Below are 18997 nucleotides of genomic sequence, written 5' to 3' on the forward strand. Positions count from 1 at the left end.
TTTACCTGGTTCAACCGTCAAGCCAGCCCTTGCTGAAACCGGCGCGGCGCAGGCCGCGGATCACATGCGGGCAGGTGCGCATCAACCTCCATGCGAATTCGGATCGCTGGTTCTCGATCATCAGCACAATCGGTCCTTGATTCAGCCCCAGGTGATCCGGCGCAACCCAACCGGTGGGATCATCGCTGCCCGCTTTGAGCGTCGGATTGAAACTTGCCTTGAAGCCGTAGGAATTGTCGAGATTGAGCGCGATATCCTGGAAATGGCGCAGCGCCGGAAGGACGATCTCCGGGGCGAACGGCAACGACGCAGCCGTCGCCCAGGGCGACAGAGTGCCGTCGTCGGGGCCGAACGGTGCGCCACGGGCCCGGTAGCCGTAGAAGCGCCGCTCGATGCCGCCGATCCGCCTTGTTTGCCAACCCGGCCCGTCGCTGGCCGTCACGCCCCAGCTCGTCCCATGGTACCCGTCGAATTCGAGCGGGTTGCGAATCGCGTATTGGCGTTGAACATGGGTGGCCCGGCTGCTGTTCTCGAAATAGTCGCTGTCATGTTCGCGCATGAAGGTGTCCCGGATCCCGCGGAAATCGAGCCAGATATGGGAAAGCTGATGGATGAACAGCGGGCCCGCATACGCGAATTCCTGACCGTAGATCTTCTTCCAGCGATAGGAGGCGAGCCATGCCGCGTAGCTTTCGGGAGGCAGGGCATGCGTCGGGGAACCGAGCCCGAGCACATAAAGGATCAGCGCCTCATCGTAGCCTTCCCAACGGTAGCCGATGAAGCCGCGCTCCGGTGTCCAGCCATGGGTAATGGTGGGACCGCCATTGCGCGCCCAATCCCAGTCGACCCGTTCATAGAGTGCCTCAGACAGGGTGCGGAGTTCCTTCTCCTCCTCGCTGTCCTCACGGAAATAGGCGCCTGCGGTCAGAATGCCGGCAATGAGAAGCGCTGTGTCTATCGTGGACAGTTCGCATTGCCATGCGCGCCGACCTGTCTGCATGTCGAGGAAATGGTAATAGAACCCTTTGTAGCCGGTGGCGTCCGGTTCGGTGCTTTGTGTGCTGTTGTGGAAGAAACGCAATGTGGTGAGAGTCCTCGCGCAAGCCTGTTTGCGCGTCATGAAGCCTCGCACCACGCCAACCGGATACGAGGTGAGCGCCAGCCCGACAGCCGCTATGCTGGCGGGTGAACCTTTTCTGGTCCTGTCGGCGACGAGACCGTTTGCCTCATTGGCTTCGTAAAGGAAGTAGTCGAACGTTCTGCTCTGAAGGGTCGCCAGGAGGTCATCGTCGAGCGCTTCCTGCTTGGGCTCATTCTGCATGCGAGCACCTGTATGCATATTCTGGCGTCGCCAGTCCGCTGGTGGTATCCAAGACTTGACAGGGAACATACCAGGACGATCAGACGTCCGATGTCGGGGATTTTTCATAGGATATTGATGTGTTTTGGGACGAGAATTCTGGTCGCCGTCCCCCGAAGCCGACCCCCAAACCGTTGAGGCCCGCGACACGAGCAGCAAGGCATGATCGTCGGGGTCTCGGATCAAGCGGTGGCTGTCGGCGGCGTCCTGGGTCGCGGGAACCTCGTACACAAGACGCGTGCAGGCGATGTCGTTGCTGCGTGCCGCAGGTTGGACTGGCATTCGTCGATCGCGCACGTTGCGATAACATAGTAGTTCCAGATGCGGGGTATCGCAGGACAGCGCCAGGGCAGTGACATCAACCTGGGCGCCCGCGACATTGTCCAGCCGTTCCTGGGCGGCGCCGAAATTGAAGGAGCGGGCTGACACAACAAGGCCGAGCTTTTGGTAAAACGTGACGCTTCGGGCCGAGTCAGAAACGCTGATTGCCGAATGGTCGATGCCAAGACAGATTTCGTCGGCCGGCGTCTTCGTCCAGTGGCGACCGCTGCCTTTCGGGAAAGCCAGCAATTCGAGGGGATGGCCCTCCGGATCGCGGAACTTGAACGCGGTGACGCCCCCAGAGGACTGCGGCAGGCGCTGCGGCCCGCCAATCGAGATGGGTCTCCAGCCCGGTACGCGCGAAAGCCGCTCAAAGGCTTGCCCCATATCGGCGACCACGATCGCGAAGTGCTGGAAGAGGAGATCGGATGATGGGATGTCTTGCAGGTAGGGGCCGCCCGGCACGTCGAACTGCAGGAGTTCGATGGTTTCCCGGCCGAGCCCTAGCGTGATGCGATCGGCGCCGCCGTGAACATCCATCAGCCATTCGAACTCTGGGCCGGCGAGGCGGTCCGCCGCGATTCTGCGGCAACCGAAAGCGGCTTCGTAGAAACGCGCGGCGCTTGCAGCGTCGGCTGTGGTGAGGCTGAAGCGGAGGAGCCTGTCGATGCGCTGAGATCTGGCGATCATGGCCACGCCGCGCCCCTGCAATTGAGGAAAATCGCATAAAGCGTGTGGGAGCCACCGATGAACAGCCTGTTTCGGGCCAAGCCGCCGAACGTCAGATTGGAGACGCGATAGGGAACGAGGATCTTGCCCAGCAATTCGCCATTGGGCGTAATGCAGTGAACGCCGTCGGCGGCGCTCGACCAAAGGTTGCCGTTCTCGTCCACGCACAGCCCGTCGGCATAGCCGGGCTCGACCTTGTGGAAGATTTCGCCACCACGCAGCCGGCATTCGTCTGCCACGTCGAAGGCCCGGATATACTGCTTCGGGTCTTCGGTGGTCTGGTCGCCGGTTTCGGCGACATAGAGGCGCGCTTCATCGGGTGAAAACGCCAGGCCATTCGGACCGTCGAAATCGTCAGCTACGATCGTGATCTGTCCGCTCTGCGGGTCGAAGCGGTATAGCGCGGGCGGTTGCTCGGAAACCTGGCGGCCGCCTTCATAATCGTTCTGAATCCCATAAAGCGGGTCGGTGAACCAGATCGAGCCATCGGACTTCACGACGACGTCGTTCGGGGCGTTGAGGCGCCTTCCGCCGTGGCGGTCGACCAGCCGCGTCAGCGATCCGTCCAGTTCGGTCCGATATAGGCAGCGCCCACGATGCGAGCAGGAAATCAACCGTCCCTGCCTGTCGCGCGCCTGCCCGTTGGCATATTCCGACGGCGAACGATAAACCGATATGCCGGCGTCCTCGATCCAGCGCATAGTCCGGTCGCGGGGCAGATCCTGGAACAACAGGCAGTGTGCGTCGCCCATCCACACCAGCCCTTCGATCCAGCGAAAGTCGCCGGCCAGTTCTTCGAGCAGCGCATTCTCAAGCACATAGTGCGCAAATCGCGGATCGATGACGTCGAAACCCTTCATCTCATTATCTGAACTCACAAGGCAGGGACGGCGCCGGCGCGTCATGCAACTGAACAACAATCAGGGCGGCGGGCTCATCTCCGACTGTCCCGGAGCGATGACCTCGCCTGCCGTCGACCTCCCGGCAATTCTGGTCGCCGCCGAAGGACAACTCGCCCGGCCCCATTTCGACCCGCACGCCATCCATCGATTGCACGAACCAGCGTCCCGAGAGTGGCACGATCCATTGCGGCTTGGGGTTCTCATGCCATGTGCCGGCCCAGCCCACAGGCAGGACCGTAAAAAGCGTTGTCATGCGCCCCCTCGAGTGCCGCCCCTGCCATTGCGGATCGGCAGGCGGCTTGATCGATTGCAGTTCGAATTCAGTCAGCGCGCAACGGGTTTGGCGGCTGATCCCGTCTGCATCTGTCCACAGATGCCAATAGGGGACTGTCGGCGCTGCGCTCATCGCAGATCCTCCTGAACTGTCCGATAGGGGTGTGACGATGCCAGCGGATGGCGAATGAAGCGATCGGCGTCGGCAGCGTTGGAGCCGAAGGCGAGCAGAAGAAAGCCCCCGGCAAGAGCGGTGTTCTTGAGGAAATCCCAGAACACGTCCCGGGCCTCGCTCCTGCCCTTCAAGCGGAAATCCGGCCGGCGCCAGAACTGTTTCCAAAGCAGCGCCGTCACGAGGCAATAGCCGGCCAGGATCAGGGCCGCGAGACGGTCAGCAACGCCACCCAGGATGGCCAGCGACATGGAGACTTCGATACAGAATCCACCCGCGATCATCACCGTCGCGAATGCGCGACCAGGGATCGCCTGCGACGCCTGGTCAATCGCCTGCTCGAAATTCAACACCTTGTCCAGCGCGCTGAACGGCAGGAACAGCGCGACTAGCAGACAGCGCACCGTGAACGTGACGAGGGTAGCCGGCATCGGAGCTTTCTTCGAAATGGCTGGACGCGCCACCGTTCATCCGGTTGCGCGATCGCCGTTCCCGACCACTCTCATACGTTGGAGCGTCAAATTGGTTCGCAAGCCGCGATCACAATGATGTTCCTGCGCATTACCGCATTGTAATCGCGCCAGCCGGACCTTTTGCCCTTCGCACGCGTTTTGCTTGGGCCTGAGCGGTGGCGACAATTGCGATTTTCAGATCCCGTCCTTTCCTGGTGAGTTCTTCATGCCCGATTACAAGCCTTTGGTGCGGCAGAAAGCCATCGTAACCGGAGCCAACTCAGGCATCGGCGAGGGGGTCGCAATCGCTCTCGGTCGGGCAGGCGCCGATGTGGTGGTGAACTATGTCGAGAACGAGGACGCTGCCAACGCTGTCGTAGACCAGATCCGTCGGACCGGCAGCAAGGCGATCGCCTACAAGGCCGACGTCTCCATGGAAGACGCGGTTGGCGACATGTTCGCGCGCACCGTGCAAGAGTTCGGCACCGTCGACATTCTTGTCGCCAATGCCGGCCTGCAATGGGACTCGGCGTTCGCTGACATGCCGCTGGCGAAGTGGACCAAGGTTCTCGACGTCAATCTGACCGGCCAATTCCTATGCGCCCGGGCCGCCACACGCGAGTTCCTACGGCGCGGCGTGGTGCCGTCCGTCTCCCGTGCGGCCGGCAAGATCATCTGCATGAGTTCTGTGCACCAGCAAATCCCGTGGGCAGGCCACGCGAATTATGCCACTTCGAAAGGCGGCATCAAGCTGCTCATGGAAAGCATGGCGCAGGAGCTTGCGCCCAAGGGCATTCGCGTCAACGCCATCGCGCCGGGCGCGATACGCACGCCCATCAACACCTCCGCGTGGGACACGCCCGAAGCGCTCAAGAGCTTACTGACGTTGATCCCGTATGGGCGGATCGGTCTGCCGGAAGACGTCGCGCGGGCGGCCGTCTGGCTGGCGTCGGACGAGTCCGATTACGTTGTCGGCACTACGCTTTTCGTCGATGGCGGCATGACGCTCTTCCCCGGCTTTTCGACAAACGGCTGACGGCATGGGCGCGCAGTACGACGTCATCGTCATCGGCAGCGGTCCGGGCGGCGCTTCGCTCGCGCAACGTCTGGCGCCGACCGGAAAGCGCATCCTGCTCATCGAGCGCGGCGACTACCTGCCGCGTTCGCGCGCCAACTGGGACGCACGGACGGTGTTCGTGGACGGCACCTATCAGGCGAAGGAGACCTGGTACGGCAGGGACGGCGAGAGTTTCCATCCCGGCCTGCACTATTATGTCGGCGGCAACTCCAAGGTCTATGGCGGGGCGCTCTTTCGCATGCGCGAGCGCGATTTCGGCGAAGTCCGCCATAAGGCCGGCGTCTCTCTCGCATGGCCGCTCGGATACGAGGTCTTCGAACCTTACTATGCGGAGGCCGAGCGGCTGTTCCATGTACACGGGCAGCGCGGCGAAGACCCGACCGAACCGCCCGCCAGCGGTCCCTTTCCCTATCCGGCGGTGTCGCATGAGCCGCGCATCCAGGAACTCCACGACAGCCTCGCCAATGACGGGCTGCACCCGTTCCATCTGCCGCTCGGCGTCCTTCTGCAGGAGAAGAACGGCAGGGCCACGCCGACCAGCACCTGCATCCGCTGCGATGCCTTTGACGGGTTTCCCTGCCTGTTGAACGGCAAGGCCGACGCTCAGGTGATATGCGTCGACCCAGCGCTTAGATCGCATCCCAACCTGTCGCTGCTGACCAACGCCTATGTGGCCAGGCTCGAGACGGACGGCACGGGCAGGAGAGTGACAGACGTGGTTGTGAAGCGCGACGGCGAGGAAGAACACTATGGCGGTACCATTGTGGTGGTGGCCTGCGGCGCGCTGTCCACGGCGCTGCTTCTGCTGCGCTCGGCCAGCGACCGGCATCCGAATGGCCTCGCCAACGGTTCCGGGCAGGTCGGGCGCAACTACATGCGCCACGATCAGTCCGTGCTGATGGCTTTGACGCGCAAGCCGAACGACACGATTTTCCAGAAGACGCTCGCGCTTTCCGATTTCTACTTCGGGTCGGACGATTGGGATTACCCGCTCGGGCTGATCCAGATGTGCGCCACCTCACACGGAGCACAGATCAGGGGCGAGGCGTTGCCCCGCTGGCTGGAATGGCTGCCGAAGCTTCCCTTCCGGGAGATGGCGCGCCATTCGATGGATTTCTGGCTTTCGACCGAGGACCTCCCTCGCTCGGAAAACCGCATCCGCTACGATGGCCGCCGCGTCGTCCTTGAGATTGCCGTGAGCGACCTGGAAGCCCATCGCCGGCTGAGGAAAAAGCTCAAGCAGATATTGAGCAGGGCCGATGCCCGCCCTGTTCTGCTGGAGCGTAGTCTCTACTTCGGCCTCGACATTCCGATCGGCGGCACCGCGCATCAGGCGGGCACCGCGCGCTTTGGGACCGATCCCGCGGCCTCAGTGCTCGACCTCGATTGCCGAGCCCACGAAGTCGACAATCTCTATGTCGTGGATGCGAGCTTCTTTCCCTCGATCGCCGCGGTCAATCCCACACTGACGATCATCGCCAACGCGCTGCGCGTGGCGGACAGGATCAAGGAGCGGCTTGGATGACGGCGACATTTTCATGCGACCTGAACGGACCGGCGACGCAACTGCCGCATTTCTGGGAACACACGGTCGGGAGCGGCCACGCGACGCTCGGCTTGCGCGCCGACTGGCAGGCGCAACTGAAGCGCACGCATGACGAGCTCGGGATGCGCCATGTCCGCTTCCACAGTATTTTAAGCGACGAAATGGGTACGCTGATCGGGGAGGGCGACACCTTGTTCTATTCGTTCTTCAACGCCGATCAGATTTTCGACTTCCTGCTCTCGATCGGCATGAAGCCGTTCGTGGAACTGAGCTTCATGCCCGGCGTCCTGGCGTCCGGTGATAAGACTGTCTTCCACTATCGCGCCAACGTCACGCCACCGAAGGACTACGCGCAATGGGCGGTGCTGATCCGCAAGCTGGTGAGTCACTGGATTGACCGATTTGGGCTGGACGAGGTGCGCCAATGGTTCTTCGAAGTCTGGAACGAGCCGAACCTGACGGCCTTCGGCACTGGCAAGCAAAGCGACTATTTCGAGCTCTACCGCTACACCGTCGAAGCAATCAAGGGCGTCGACAAGCTGTTGCGGGTCGGCGGCCCGGCAACCGCCGACAATGCCTGGATCGGGGATTTCCTGGATTTCTGCCGGACCAGCGGACTGCCCGCCGATTTCGTCAGCACGCATCACTATCCGACTGATGATTTCGGCGAACCAGGCGACGACACCGAAGCGCAGCTCGCGGCGAGCAAGCGCAGCGCCTTGTGCGAGGAAGCACGCGGCACGCGCAAACAGGCGGGCGATGTGCCGCTCTATTATACCGAATGGTGCACCTCGTCGAATCCGCGCGACCCCTTGCACGACGACCCCTATGCCGCTGCGTTCATCGTCAAGACCGTGCTGGAAGCAAACGGGCTGGTCCAGGGATACAGTTACTGGACGTTCTCCGATATTTTCGAGGAGAACTATTTTCCCTCAATACCCTTTCAGGGCGGGTTTGGATTGTTGAACATTCACGGCATTGCCAAGCCGGCCTATCGTGCCTTTCAATTGCTGCATGGCGTTGGCACCGAGATGCTGCCTGTCGAGGGCGCTCACCAGACGGTGGACGCGTGGGTCGTCCGGGGTGACGGTGGATGCACGCTAATGCTGACGAATTTCGCCCTGCCGCGTCATCCGATCGAGACCGAGCAGGTGTTGTTCACGCTGAAAGCCGCGCCGACAGCCACGATGGCTTCCGTCCAACGAATCGACGCCGATCACGCCAACGCAAAACGCCGCTGGGAGGAAATGGGCAAGCCCAAATATCTCGACCCGGCGACGGTCGATGAGCTCAAAGATGTGTCGGAACTTCGCAGTGAGCCGGTCGCGACGGAGAGCGAAACCGGTACCTTGAGCCTCTTAATCGCACTGCCACCGCTATCGGTCGCCGCCATACGTCTGGCGAACACGTGACCCGCCTTATGGAGACGCACGCTGCACCCTCCTCGGCCCTGCCAATTTAGTAAGCGCTGTTCACGGCCCGCACTGAATCGCGCAGCGCCTTGACGTCGCCTGCCGAAACCGGACTGGCCTGGTTTCCCCAGGCATTTCGGATGTAGGTCGCCACCGCGGCGACCTGTTGCCGAGAGGGGTACCGCAAAAACCGGCCACCACGGGCGCTAGGCGGGGCGTGCGAGCGTCGACGTAATACACCGCACAGATGTCGCGCCCGATGACGGCCGCGAAACTTACCACGGTTGCAAGGATCGACCAGCCAATCGCAGCTGCCGGGAAATGACTGAGCGAGTGCACGAGGGCATGATAATCGATGCCCTGGATCGTGCTGCCGAATGCCAGAACAAGAAGGGTCAACGCTGTAAAAATGGTTGCGGAAAGCGCGAGGCGGCGTGCCTTGGCACCAGATTGAACCCCCAGTCGCGGGATATCCAACTGCACCGCACTGGGGGCGGAATTCTCTTGCGCGATGCTCGCGCCTCCGGCATCGGTTTGGGCGGCAAGCGACACCGCTTACGCCTTACGGCGCGGCAAAAAGCCAGGTCACATTGTTTCGGCCGACACCGGTGCTTTTGGCGTCGAAGGATCGCGGATCAGCTTCCAAACATTTTCGCGCCCCGCCTAAAACCAGTCTCGCACCGTCTCTATTGCCTTGCAGCTTCCAAGCTCCAGATTTCAATCTCAACAGGGATTTTCAGGAACAGCCCTGTTAGCACAGGCATTCGAGGTCAGAGCATTTTGACAATTTTCAGCTGCGGCGGGGTCAGCTCCGGGGAAAAGGATTCGTAGGGAGGAATCATCATGTCGAATAGAATGATTTTCTTGCTCGGCGCCGCATCATTGGTCTGTGCCGCAACTGCAACGTCGCTGGCAGCCTCGGACGACATCGTGCTCGGCGCGTCGGTGCAGATGACCGGATCCTCAGCAAATACTGGACGCTATTACAAGGACGCTTACGCATTCGCCATCGAGAAGATCAACGCAGCGGGCGGGGTCAGCGTCGGCGGCGAAAAACGCAAGCTGGCGCTGAAGATCTACGACAACCAGTCGGACGTGAATCTGAGCGTCAGGCAATACACGCAGCTCGTCGCGAAGGACAAGATTGCTCTGCTGCTCGGGCCGTTCGCGTCGAACTTCGCGCTCGCGGATTCGGCCGTGTCGGAGAAATACCAGGTCCCGATGGTCCAAGGCGGCGGCGCCTCCGACCAGATTTTCTCGCGAAAATTCAAATATATATTCGGAACACTTGCGCCGGCCAGTAATTATTTCGGCTCGACCGTCAAGATGCTTAGGGAGCTTCAGCCGGCACCCAAGACTGTCGCACTGCTCTATGCAGACGATGCGTTTGACGTCTCGGTCGCCGAGGGCACGCGGCCGTTGCTCAAGGAGGCCGGCTTCGACGTCGTCATGGACGAGAAATACAGCTCCAATGCCAGCGACTTCAATTCGCTCTTGTCGCAGATCAAGAGCAACGGAGCCGAGGTCGTGCTGGTCTCCGGCCACGAGACTGAGATCCTCAACTTCGTGCGTCAGGCCAAGAGCCTGGCGGTGGCGCCGAAAATGTATTCATTCACTGTCGGCGTGCCGAGCGAGGATTTCCGCAAGGCGCTCGGCGCGGACGCCGACTACGCCTTCGGCATGGCAGCCTGGCTGCCGTCAGCCAAGCTCAAGGACAGATGGTTCGGCGATGCCGCGGCCTTCGCCAAGGACTACAAGGCCAAGTTCAATTACGATCCGGACTACCACGCCGCCTCCGGCGCGGCCGATGTAGAGGCGCTGGCGCAGGCGATCGAGAACGCCGGCAGCACCGATCCGGCCAAGGTGCGCGATGCATTGACCAAGCTCAACCTCGACAGCCTCTACGGCAAGATCGCCTTCGGCGAGAACGGGCAGATCGATCTGCCGCAGACGGTGATCCAGGTGCAGGGAAAAGAACTCAAGGCGATCTATGGCCCGGATGGACTGATCGAGAAGCCGAAATATCCAATGCCCGCCTGGAACGCGCGCTAGACCAGGGTGAGCAGTCGGCGGAGGGCGACCTTGAACCTGTTCGCGCAAATCCTGATCAACGGCGTGCTGCTGGGCGGCCTCTATGCCGTAATGGCGCTCGGGCTGACGCTAGTCTGGGGCGTGCTCAACATCGTCAACCTGGCCCATGGCGCCTTCATCATGCTGGGCGCCTATCTCTCCTGGCACCTTTACAACTATCTCGGCGTCGACCCGTTTCTCGGCCTGCCGCTCACCGCGGTTCTCATGTTCGCGCTGGGCTATGGCGTGCAGCGCGGCCTGCTCAATCTCGTGGTGCAGGCGCCGATGTTCAACACGCTTTTGATCACCTTCGGGTTGGAGGTAGTGCTGACCTATCTGGCGCAGCTTGCCTTTTCCGCCGACTTCCGCACCATCAACCCGCCCTATGCCGGCAACAGCATCGCGGTCGGGCCTCTGGCGCTGCCGCAGGCTCGGCTGATGGCCTTTGGCGTAGCTCTGGCGCTGACGGCGGCGATGTGGGCGTTGCTGCTGCACACCAGGCTTGGGCGCGCCATTAGGGCGACTGCGCAGAACCTGACGGCGGCGCGGCTCTACGGCGTAGAGCCGCGCCATCTCTATGCCGTCACCTTCGGCGTCGGCATCGGCCTTGCGGGCGCTGCCGGCGGGCTCTATGGCACGGTCTCGCAGATCAATCCCTACATCGGCGCGACACTGACGGCCAAGTGCTTCGCCATCGCCATCGTCGGCGGGCTGGATAATCCCTTCGGCGTGCTGGTCGGCGGCTTGGTGCTCGGCGTCATCGAGTCGCTCGCCATGCTCTATATTGGCGCCACCTTCGGCGATGTGGCGAGCTTCGGCTTGCTGATCGCGGTGCTGATTGCGCGGCCGAGCGGTCTGCTTGGGAAGACAGCATGAGCGCGGCGCGCATCGTGCTTTGCGCGCTGACGGTGGCAGTGCTGGCGGCCGTGCCCTGGTTCGGCTCGGACGTGCTGGTCCAGTTCGGCATCAACGCGCTGCTGCTTGCCGTTCTGGCGCAAGGCTGGAACATCATCGGCGGCTATGCCGGTTACGCCTCCTTTGGCAATTCCGTGTTCTACGGCCTCGGCAGCTACGGCGTGGCGATCGCCATGGTGCAGTGGGAACTGCCCTTCGGCGCCGGGCTGGTTTTCGGCGTGGCGATGGCGATCGTCTTCGCCTTCCTGCTTGGCCTACCGGTGCTGAGGCTCAAAGGCCATTATTTTGCCATCGCCACGCTGGCGCTGGCGCAGGTGATGATCGCCATCGTCTCCAATGTAGATCTCGCCGGCCAGAACATCGGTCTGGTGCTGCCGCCGCTCAACAACGATCCGCTGTTCTACGAGTTGGCGCTCGGACTGCTGGTGCTGGCGACGCTCACCGTCTACTGGCTGACGATAAGCCGCTTCGGCTTCGGGCTGCTCGCCATTCGCGAGAATGAGGAAGCGGCGGCGGCAATGGGCGTCAACACGACGCTCTACAAGGTGCTGGCGTTCGCGCTTTCGGGCGTGTTCTGCGCGGTGGCCGGTGGCATCCACGCATACTGGATCACATTCCTCGACCCTGAAAGCGCATTCGATATCAGCCTCAACGTCAAGATGATCATCATGGCCGTGTTCGGCGGCCCGGGCACGGTGCTCGGCCCCGTCGTCGGCGCGCTCGGCCTATCGGTTGTGTCGGAGGTTCTGTCGAGCGAAGTGACCAGCCTCGCCAGCCTGTTCTTTGGCCTGGTAGTGGTCGCTGCCGTGGTGCTGATGCCGCGTGGGCTGGCCGACGTGGCGCGGCGGTTCCGCAAATCTGGCTGGCGCTATTTCGCCGAGAACATCCGGGCGCACCGCATATGAGCGCGATTCTGGAAATCAGGCACGCAACGCGTCGCTTCGCCGGGCTGGTCGCCGTCAACGACGTCTCCTTCGCGCTGGAGGAAGGCGAGATCCTCGGCATCATCGGTCCCAACGGCGCGGGCAAGACGACCCTGGTCAGCCTTATCAGCGGGACGCTCGCGCCGAGCTCGGGCGACATCGTCTTCGAGGGGCGGTCGATCACCAAGCTGGCGGCCTATCGCCGTGCCCGGCTAGGCATCGGACGTACCTTTCAGATCATGCGGCCGTTTCCGGGCCTTTCGGTGCTTGACAATGTCGCCGTCGGCGCCCTGTTCGGCCGCAACAATGGCGGCCTTGCGGAGGCGCGCGAGCGGGCGCAAGGCCATCTCGAATTCGTCGGGCTCGGCAGATTCGGCGACCAGCGCGCCGACGAGCTCGGCGGGCCAGGCCGAAAGCGGTTGGAACTCGCCAAGGCGCTGGCCATGCAGCCAAAGCTGCTTTTGTGCGACGAGGTGATGGCGGGCCTGAACCATGTCGAGATCGACGAGGTGATCGGCGTGATCCGAAAACTTCGCGATAGCGGCATTTCGATCCTGGTAATCGAGCATGTCATCAAGGCGATCAAGAGCCTGTCCGACCGCCTGCTGGTGTTGCACCACGGCGTGAAGATCGCCGACGGTGCGCCCGATGCGGTGCTCGCCGAGCGCACGGTGGTCGAAGCCTATCTCGGCAGGAGGCGGGAATGATCGGCAGGAAACCGAATGGCGGCCGCGACGCAAGCAGTGCGGCCGCAGGCACGCCGAGCAATGCGGCACCCCTGCTGAAGGTGTCCAGCCTCGGGGCCGGCTATGGCGGCATGCCGGTGCTGCGCGAGGTCTCGCTGGAGGTCAATAAAGCCGAGATCGTCGCACTGGTGGGCAGCAACGGCGCCGGCAAGACGACGCTGCTGAGAGCGCTGTCGCGGGTGATCGGCTCGACCGGCACGATTGAGTTCGCCGGCCGCGACCTTTCGCCGATGACGCCCGACGAGGCGTTTGGCACAGGGCTGGTTCAGGTGCCGGAGGGCCGCCAGCTTTTCGACCGGATGAGCATCGAGGACAACCTGCTGATGGGCGCCTACAGGCGCGGCGACGGCCAGGCGATCGGTCGGGACCTCGAACGTATCTACGGCCTGTTCCCGCGTCTTGGCGAGCGCCGTCTCCAGCTTGCCGGCTCGCTGTCAGGCGGCGAGCAGCAGATGTGTGCCATGGCGCGCGGTCTTATGGCGGCGCCGGTGCTGTTGATGATCGACGAAATGAGCCTTGGCCTGGCGCCGGTGATTGTCGAGCAGTTGCTGGAGGTTTTGGCGGCGGTCCGCAAGGAAGGCGTCACGATCCTGCTGGTCGAACAGGACGTGCACCTGGCGCTTTCGGGCGCCGATCGCGGCTATGTCATGGAGACCGGCCGCATCGTCCACCATGGCGCGGCAAAGGCGCTGATCGACGACCCGGAAGTGCGCAAGGCATATCTCGGGCTGTAGGTGGTGCGACTCGAGCTCGATGGCCATGAGCGAGCCGCAGTGCCGGGCAATGCTTGATGCAGACCTGTGCAAGCCACTGGGCGTCAGGCGTCCATTCGGACAGCGGCGCCAGGCTGCGGTTGAATTTCTTTCCATGGACTCATCTATCTCGCAGCAGGCACGAAGTACGGCATGCGCCTTCGAAAGCTTGTGCCGCGAGAGCTCGAAACGTCAGCAGCGCGTCTTATGACATCCCCACCACCATTTTCTAACCGGTCTGTGCCATCTCCGTCGATGCCGTTCGACACCGGCGCCCACCAAATCGGAGCTCGGTTCGTCCAGGCACTCGGACCAGCGTGGGTTAATAGCGTCACGCTCCCCGTTCCGCAACTAGACAAACATCATCACGATGACCGCGCCGATCACTATGAGGACAAGTCCGCCAATGAGCATCGGCAGCAGATTGTTGTCCGGGTCGATGCCAGAATCAATCGTCTTTGTTACCTGTTGATCGTTCTTCTTTGGTTCAGCCATGGCTCGTCTCCGTTCGAGGGAAAGCTGCTGGCGCTACATTATCCGCCGCCGCGTGCCGACCCGGCACGAGCCGGTGATGTCGGTGCGCCGAGGAAGTCCCCGGGCATCAGCACGATGTCGGCTAACGTGTAGCGGTCAAGAGTGTTCTGGAAGGAGGCTATCGCTTCGCCAAACATGCCTGAAAGCTTGCAGGAGGCAGTCAGCACGCACTGGTTTCCGGAGGCAAAGCACTCCACAAGGGCGAAATCCGGCTCGGTCAGTCGTATTACGTCGCCAATCCGGATCATCTCGGGCCGACAACCCAGAACAAGGCCCCCGGAACGGCCGCGGATTGCCTTCAAATAGCCGCTGCGGGTCAGGGTATTGGCGACTTTGTTCAGATGCGTCTTCGACACTTTAAAGGTGCGGGCGGTTTCCTCAATCGTAATCAGGCGATCGGCAGCTGAGGCGGCGTACATCAGCATCCGCAAGGCATAGTCCGAGAAGGCAGTCAGCCGCATGGATGTCTCCTGTCGCCGATTGGTGCGCATTGGCGGAAGCCACTCACAAACCGATGCTGCATCACAGGTCCTTCTCGACGATGGGTTCGATCCCAATCGTGGGCTCGCCGCGGTTGAAGGTTATCGCGAGACGGAAACTGTGGGCGATGCGCAGCGCGCGATCCATAAAAAGCGTCGCCACTTCGGCCGGACAAGTGCGACGCACCGTCGTCCGAAACAACGTTAGCCAGCGACGGAAATGCGGAGCGTCGAGACCGGATATGGCCAGGTGTGGCGGCAGGGGCCTGCCGTCGTAACGGGATGTCCGAAGAAGAGTTGCAGACCAGAAGTCACACATCTTCGCCAGATGCTGCGGCCATTTATCTGGCTCGATCCGATCGCGGAAGATGGGACCGAGAAGATCATCACGACGAATTTCGTCATAAAAACCGTGGACTACACGGCGGATCATTGCCTCGTCGAGTATGTCGGGCAATGGCAAACCGTCGACCACGATTGTTCTCTTGCTTCGACCGTTTCCGGTCATTCCGTAGCTCCTGTTTTCTCCGACGCAAGCTGCCTGCGGCCTTGGTCGCTCTTCGATGAATCCTCCATAAAAGATAGATTGTCAATCTATCTTATTGCGCGACATTCACCAGAATTAGGTCTGTTCGACCAAGCCGCGAATGACGAGCCCTGAAACAATGCCAGGCCTGAGGCGGGAAGTACCTAAATTGGCGGGGAATTCCTGATTCGGCTCAGTTTCGAGAGTCGCCAACGCCTCATCAGATGACCGTGCCAGCCGCAGTTGCTCCCGAAAATGAGGTGCCCGAAGCAGGCGACATATTCGCGAAAGGGCAGGAAGAAAGGTGGGAGTGGCAGAGCTCGGCCAGAGCACAGTGTAAATGAGATCCACGGGATCGTCGTCCGGACCATCAAAATGAATGGGTTGAGCCAAGCGTGTCAAAGATGCGACCGGCGAATAGATTGTACTGAGCAGAGCGTGGGGGATCGCGACGCCACGACCGATGCCCATTGAGCCGAGGCGCTCCCGGTCGAAAAGACCACGCAGAATTACCTGCTCGTCAAGCCCAGTTCTCCGAGCAATCCTGACGGCAATTTTTGACAGGGCCGATTGCTTTCCCTTGGTCACAAGGCCGAGCAAAATGTCGTCATCTGACAAGGTGGGGATGTCATCAGAGCCAACCTCGTGCGACACGCATCTTTAAATGGCGTCCAGCCGCGTTGCTTAAGCAGGGCAGAGTTCACAAGGAACGAAATGGAGGTCCTGGCTGTCCCGGACGCGACGCCAGCGCCCTCTCGCGTCCGGGCTACGAGCCTGTTTTGAGGCGTTTCGACTTTGTCGAAATCGAGTCTGAAACATATTCATAGCAATCCGAAAATAGTAAAAATTCTTTCGAAATCAAGCAAAACGGTGTGCGCTTTACGAACAGAAATAATGCACTGAAACGGCAATTAATTTCGTTTGACGAACAGAATGGTCTCCTGCTTGCTGGGCGGGCGCGAACACACCGCGCCAGCAAATGAAAAGCGCATTGCCAAACTTGTCCAGATTTTTGTCGTCGCTTTTTTAGTTAAAGAAGGAAGATAGCGTGATGAAACATCTCGCCCTCGCAGTCGTCCTCACAACGGGTAGCTCGTGTTGCGCCTTTGCGGCGAACGAGGTAACCAAATCCCCGCCAGCTGCTCCTTACCAACAGGTCAGCAAGCTAGTGAAATTGCCCGACTTCCTACCAGGCATGGGCCAACTCTTCGTTGATCCGGCTACATTGCCGGCGGGGCCGTTCCTTGCCTATGACCACGACGGCAAGCTTGTCAGCACCATCTACATGCTGCCGATCAAGGATCTCAATCCGGACAAGCGTTTTGACGACCTCGCGGCCCCGGGCGGAAATGTCGACCACGTCGATGTCTACTACAATGCCGGCCATCCAGGCGTCGAAGTCCCGCATGCCCACGTCGTGCTATGGCATGTCTCGGTTGCTGACGAAGCGCGGATTGCCAAATGACGCTCACGCGTCGTGAGATGCTGGCAAAGGGCGGCGGGCTTGCCGCCTCCCTTTCCCTATTCCCGTCGACCGCATGGGCCAGCAGGGCGGTGGACATCGGGATGCAAGGGCGCGACGAGGGCTCGCACGTGTGGTTCGATCCGATCGGCATTCTGATCAAACCAGGTCAGACGGTCCGCTGGACCAATCTCAATCCTGGCAATTCGCACACGACGACGGCGTACAATCCGACAAACTTCGGGCGATCGCTTCGCATGCCCGGGGCGGCAAAATCGTGGGATTCCGACTACCTCCTGCCGAGCGAAAGCTTTTCGGTCACCTTCACTGAACAGGGGGTCTACGACTATTATTGTATCCCGCATGAGCACGCCGGAATGGTCGGCCGCATCATTGTCGGCGAACCCGAGACGAACGGCTGGACTGAACTTGCCGGGGCCAATGACGGCCTCCCAGAGGAGGCCCTCAACGCGTTTCCGAGGGTCGAAGACATCATGGCGAAAGGGATCGTCCGGCGCGCCTAGGCCATCCATGAGGCATACGACTATCGGCAACAGGGAGGACTGAATGCAACGGTGCGAGTGGAAGCGCGAGTTTCCCGACCGTCGCTAGTTATCGATCGATTGGGGGCGACCTTCATGACAGGCAATATTTCTCCGCGCGATATTCAATCACGCTCCCAAATGGAGCACGGCGAGAGCGCTCATGTATCGGACATGCCCATCAACGTCCTAACCGCTGTCCAACAACGTGAGCGTGCGACACATCGGCTTGCCGCCGTGGGCGAGATGACTGGCGGAATTGCCCATGATTTCAGGAATCTCCTGGCAGTAATCGAATCCGGCCTGAGGCTTGCGGAGAGACGAGCCGACGAGCCCGAAAGTGTGCGGGCCTACATTGCCGCCGCACGGGACGGAATCGACCGAGGGATCGAATTGACGTCGCAGCTGCTCGCTTTCGCAAAGCATCAGGAACTCGATGCCCACGCTGGTGACTTGAATGAGTTCCTCAGCTCTTTCGAGCCTTTCCTCAGGTATGGCGCGGGACCGGACATCAGAGTGAAGCTCGAACTTGGTTCTGGTATCCCGCACTGCCTGATCGATCCCGCATTTTTCGACGCAGCAGTGCTTAATCTCGTCATCAATGCGCGGGATGCCATGCCGAACGGCGGCGAGATCCAGGTCATCACCGGGCGATTGGTGCAGACGGCCGCGTCACCAGACCCGCCCGGGCCGGGAACCTACGCGTGCGTTCGCGTGAAAGATCACGGTTGCGGCATGCCTCCGGAGGTCTTGCAAAAGGCATTCGAACCCTTCTTCACGACGAAGGGCGAGAAGGGCACAGGGATAGGACTGTCGCACGTTCAGGCATTGGCGAAGATGGTTGGTGGCCAGATCCGGGTTGCGAGCGAGCAAGGCGTCGGAACGACAGTCGACCTCCTATTCCCATCAATCGAACAGGCTACTTAAGCGTCGAAAAGGAATCCTGCGATTTGATGTCGCGTGCGACGGAATGCAGTCCTGCAAGAGCGGGACCAACGACGCTCTCGTCCGCGCTTGCGGATTGCACCGCGTACACCGGATAGGAGAATTGCGGCATCTCAGGCACAAGATGCAGCCGGCCGGCTGTTATGTGAGGCTGCACAGAACTCATCCTGAAATATCCGGATCCGCCAGTCGCAAGAACATAGCTCAGTGCGAGCGGACCGAGATCGAAAGAAAGATCGGGCGCAGCACTCGGGAAATTCATTCCGTGGTGAAGGCCAAAATCCGGCCCCCAATCCATATAAACATAATCGGATTCGTCCAGGAGGCGCGCTTCGGAATCGGTAGTCACGAGGACGAGTTTTTCCTCCAGAAGCAGATCGATCTTCAAACCTGGTCTGTGTGGCGGTGCGTACATGATCGCTAGATCGACCATTCCCGACGCGACCTGGTTGATCAAATCCTGTGGCACGTCGACGTGTACTCGAAGTGCAATGTCCTGGAGCGATCCGCGCATCCATCGGACCCAATCGAGCAGAAGGGGTTGCGCAAGGCTGACTTCGCTGCCGACGGTTAGGACCGCTCGGCGCCCCGGGGGCACGGCGACCTGATGAAGAGTGCGTTGCCATAGCTGGACGAACATCGGCGCGTGGCGCAGGAACTGCTCACCGGCCGGAGTGAGCGAAGCCCCGCCTTTATGCCGGACAAAAAGCGGCCGGCCCAGCTGCTGCTCAAGACTGCGGATACGCGCGCTAACCGTCGTCTGCGCGACGTTGAGCCGCTCCGAAGCCCGAATGAAACTTCCGGTCGAAACGATCTCAATGAAGGTGCGGGCGAGTTCGATGTCCACGAGGGACATAG

At 61.1% G+C, this 18997-nt stretch carries 20 protein-coding genes and 1 pseudogene; 11 read left to right on the top strand and 10 right to left on the bottom strand.

Features of this window, described 5'->3' with window-relative positions:
• Positions 1-10 precede the first annotated feature (10 nt).
• From FJ978_RS33060 to FJ978_RS01725, 5 genes and pseudogenes are all read right to left on the bottom strand, one after another.
• A complete protein-coding gene (locus FJ978_RS33060; protein WP_246678030.1) occupies positions 11-1321 on the bottom strand; it encodes a glucoamylase family protein in 1311 nt (436 codons plus the stop codon).
• 324 nt (positions 1322-1645) lie between these two features.
• Positions 1646-2371 (bottom strand): annotated as a pseudogene (locus FJ978_RS33480) (VOC family protein); the annotation flags it as partial.
• Positions 2368-3270, bottom strand: a complete 903-nt coding sequence (locus FJ978_RS01715) for an SMP-30/gluconolactonase/LRE family protein (protein ID WP_140569628.1) — start codon at positions 3268-3270, stop codon at positions 2368-2370. The gene FJ978_RS01715 and the pseudogene FJ978_RS33480, both read right to left, overlap by 4 nt.
• Positions 3271-3274: 4 nt before the next feature.
• Positions 3275-3718, bottom strand: coding sequence for a cupin domain-containing protein (locus FJ978_RS01720; RefSeq protein WP_140569629.1), 444 nt, complete (start codon positions 3716-3718; stop codon positions 3275-3277).
• Positions 3715-4188 carry a DoxX family membrane protein gene (locus FJ978_RS01725; RefSeq protein ID WP_140569631.1) on the bottom strand — a complete coding sequence of 158 codons (474 nt, stop codon included), beginning with the start codon at positions 4186-4188 and terminating at the stop codon, positions 3715-3717. Before FJ978_RS01725 ends, FJ978_RS01720 begins: the two co-directional genes overlap by 4 nt.
• 247 nt (positions 4189-4435) lie before the next feature.
• Here FJ978_RS01725 and FJ978_RS01730 point away from each other — a divergent pair, with 247 nt between their 5' ends.
• From FJ978_RS01730 to FJ978_RS01770, 8 genes are all read left to right on the top strand, one after another.
• Positions 4436-5245 (top strand): SDR family oxidoreductase, encoded by an 810-nt coding sequence (locus tag FJ978_RS01730; protein ID WP_140569632.1) that lies wholly within the window; start codon positions 4436-4438, stop codon positions 5243-5245.
• A gap of 4 nt (positions 5246-5249) precedes the next feature.
• A complete protein-coding gene (locus tag FJ978_RS01735) occupies positions 5250-6812 on the top strand; it encodes a GMC family oxidoreductase (RefSeq protein ID WP_140569634.1) in 1563 nt (520 codons plus the stop codon).
• Positions 6809-8245 (top strand): glycosyl hydrolase, encoded by a 1437-nt coding sequence (locus FJ978_RS01740; protein ID WP_140569636.1) that lies wholly within the window; start codon positions 6809-6811, stop codon positions 8243-8245. Before FJ978_RS01735 ends, FJ978_RS01740 begins: the two co-directional genes overlap by 4 nt.
• Before the next feature lie 855 nt (positions 8246-9100).
• Positions 9101-10297: an amino acid ABC transporter substrate-binding protein gene (locus FJ978_RS01750; RefSeq protein ID WP_246678031.1), complete on the top strand. Its 1197-nt coding sequence runs from the start codon at positions 9101-9103 to the stop codon at positions 10295-10297.
• Between the two features lie 30 nt (positions 10298-10327).
• Positions 10328-11191, top strand: a complete 864-nt coding sequence (locus tag FJ978_RS01755; RefSeq protein WP_140569639.1) for a branched-chain amino acid ABC transporter permease — start codon at positions 10328-10330, stop codon at positions 11189-11191.
• Positions 11188-12135: a branched-chain amino acid ABC transporter permease gene (locus FJ978_RS01760; RefSeq protein WP_140569641.1), complete on the top strand. Its 948-nt coding sequence runs from the start codon at positions 11188-11190 to the stop codon at positions 12133-12135. Before FJ978_RS01755 ends, FJ978_RS01760 begins: the two co-directional genes overlap by 4 nt.
• Positions 12132-12860: an ABC transporter ATP-binding protein gene (locus tag FJ978_RS01765; RefSeq protein ID WP_140569642.1), complete on the top strand. Its 729-nt coding sequence runs from the start codon at positions 12132-12134 to the stop codon at positions 12858-12860. The genes FJ978_RS01760 and FJ978_RS01765 overlap by 4 nt, the downstream gene beginning before the upstream one ends.
• Before the next feature lie 110 nt (positions 12861-12970).
• A complete protein-coding gene (locus FJ978_RS01770; protein WP_246678032.1) occupies positions 12971-13633 on the top strand; it encodes an ABC transporter ATP-binding protein in 663 nt (220 codons plus the stop codon).
• 369 nt (positions 13634-14002) lie between these two features.
• Here FJ978_RS01770 and FJ978_RS32670 read toward each other — a convergent pair whose 3' ends face one another.
• The 4 genes from FJ978_RS32670 to FJ978_RS01785 form a co-directional block, all read right to left on the bottom strand.
• Complete coding sequence (locus FJ978_RS32670) at positions 14003-14146, bottom strand: hypothetical protein (RefSeq protein ID WP_181176674.1); 144 nt, start codon at positions 14144-14146, stop codon at positions 14003-14005.
• 38 nt (positions 14147-14184) lie between these two features.
• Positions 14185-14646: an Rrf2 family transcriptional regulator gene (locus FJ978_RS01775; RefSeq protein ID WP_140569646.1), complete on the bottom strand. Its 462-nt coding sequence runs from the start codon at positions 14644-14646 to the stop codon at positions 14185-14187.
• 61 nt (positions 14647-14707) lie between these two features.
• Positions 14708-15097, bottom strand: coding sequence for a group III truncated hemoglobin (locus FJ978_RS01780; protein ID WP_210241431.1), 390 nt, complete (start codon positions 15095-15097; stop codon positions 14708-14710).
• Positions 15098-15286: 189 nt separating this feature from the next.
• Positions 15287-15808 carry a PTS sugar transporter subunit IIA gene (locus FJ978_RS01785; protein WP_246678027.1) on the bottom strand — a complete coding sequence of 174 codons (522 nt, stop codon included), beginning with the start codon at positions 15806-15808 and terminating at the stop codon, positions 15287-15289.
• Between the two features lie 433 nt (positions 15809-16241).
• Between FJ978_RS01785 and FJ978_RS01790 the strand changes: the two genes are divergently transcribed.
• From FJ978_RS01790 to FJ978_RS01800, 3 genes are all read left to right on the top strand, one after another.
• Entirely contained in the window at positions 16242-16655 is a 414-nt protein-coding gene (locus tag FJ978_RS01790; protein WP_140569650.1) for a DUF5602 domain-containing protein, read from the top strand.
• The gene (locus FJ978_RS01795; protein WP_181176673.1) at positions 16652-17176 is read left to right on the top strand and encodes a plastocyanin/azurin family copper-binding protein; all 525 of its coding nucleotides are present in this window, start codon (positions 16652-16654) and stop codon (positions 17174-17176) included. The genes FJ978_RS01790 and FJ978_RS01795 overlap by 4 nt, the downstream gene beginning before the upstream one ends.
• Positions 17177-17290: 114 nt before the next feature.
• Positions 17291-18121, top strand: a complete 831-nt coding sequence (locus FJ978_RS01800) for an ATP-binding protein (RefSeq protein WP_140569652.1) — start codon at positions 17291-17293, stop codon at positions 18119-18121.
• Here FJ978_RS01800 and FJ978_RS01805 read toward each other — a convergent pair.
• The gene (locus FJ978_RS01805; RefSeq protein ID WP_140569654.1) at positions 18114-18986 is read right to left on the bottom strand and encodes a LysR family transcriptional regulator; all 873 of its coding nucleotides are present in this window, start codon (positions 18984-18986) and stop codon (positions 18114-18116) included. The two genes, FJ978_RS01800 and FJ978_RS01805, sit on opposite strands and share 8 nt — an antisense overlap.
• Between the last annotated feature and the right edge of the window lie 11 nt (positions 18987-18997).

This window comes from Mesorhizobium sp. B1-1-7, assembly GCF_006442705.1.
Lineage (GTDB): Bacteria > Pseudomonadota > Alphaproteobacteria > Rhizobiales > Rhizobiaceae > Mesorhizobium > Mesorhizobium opportunistum.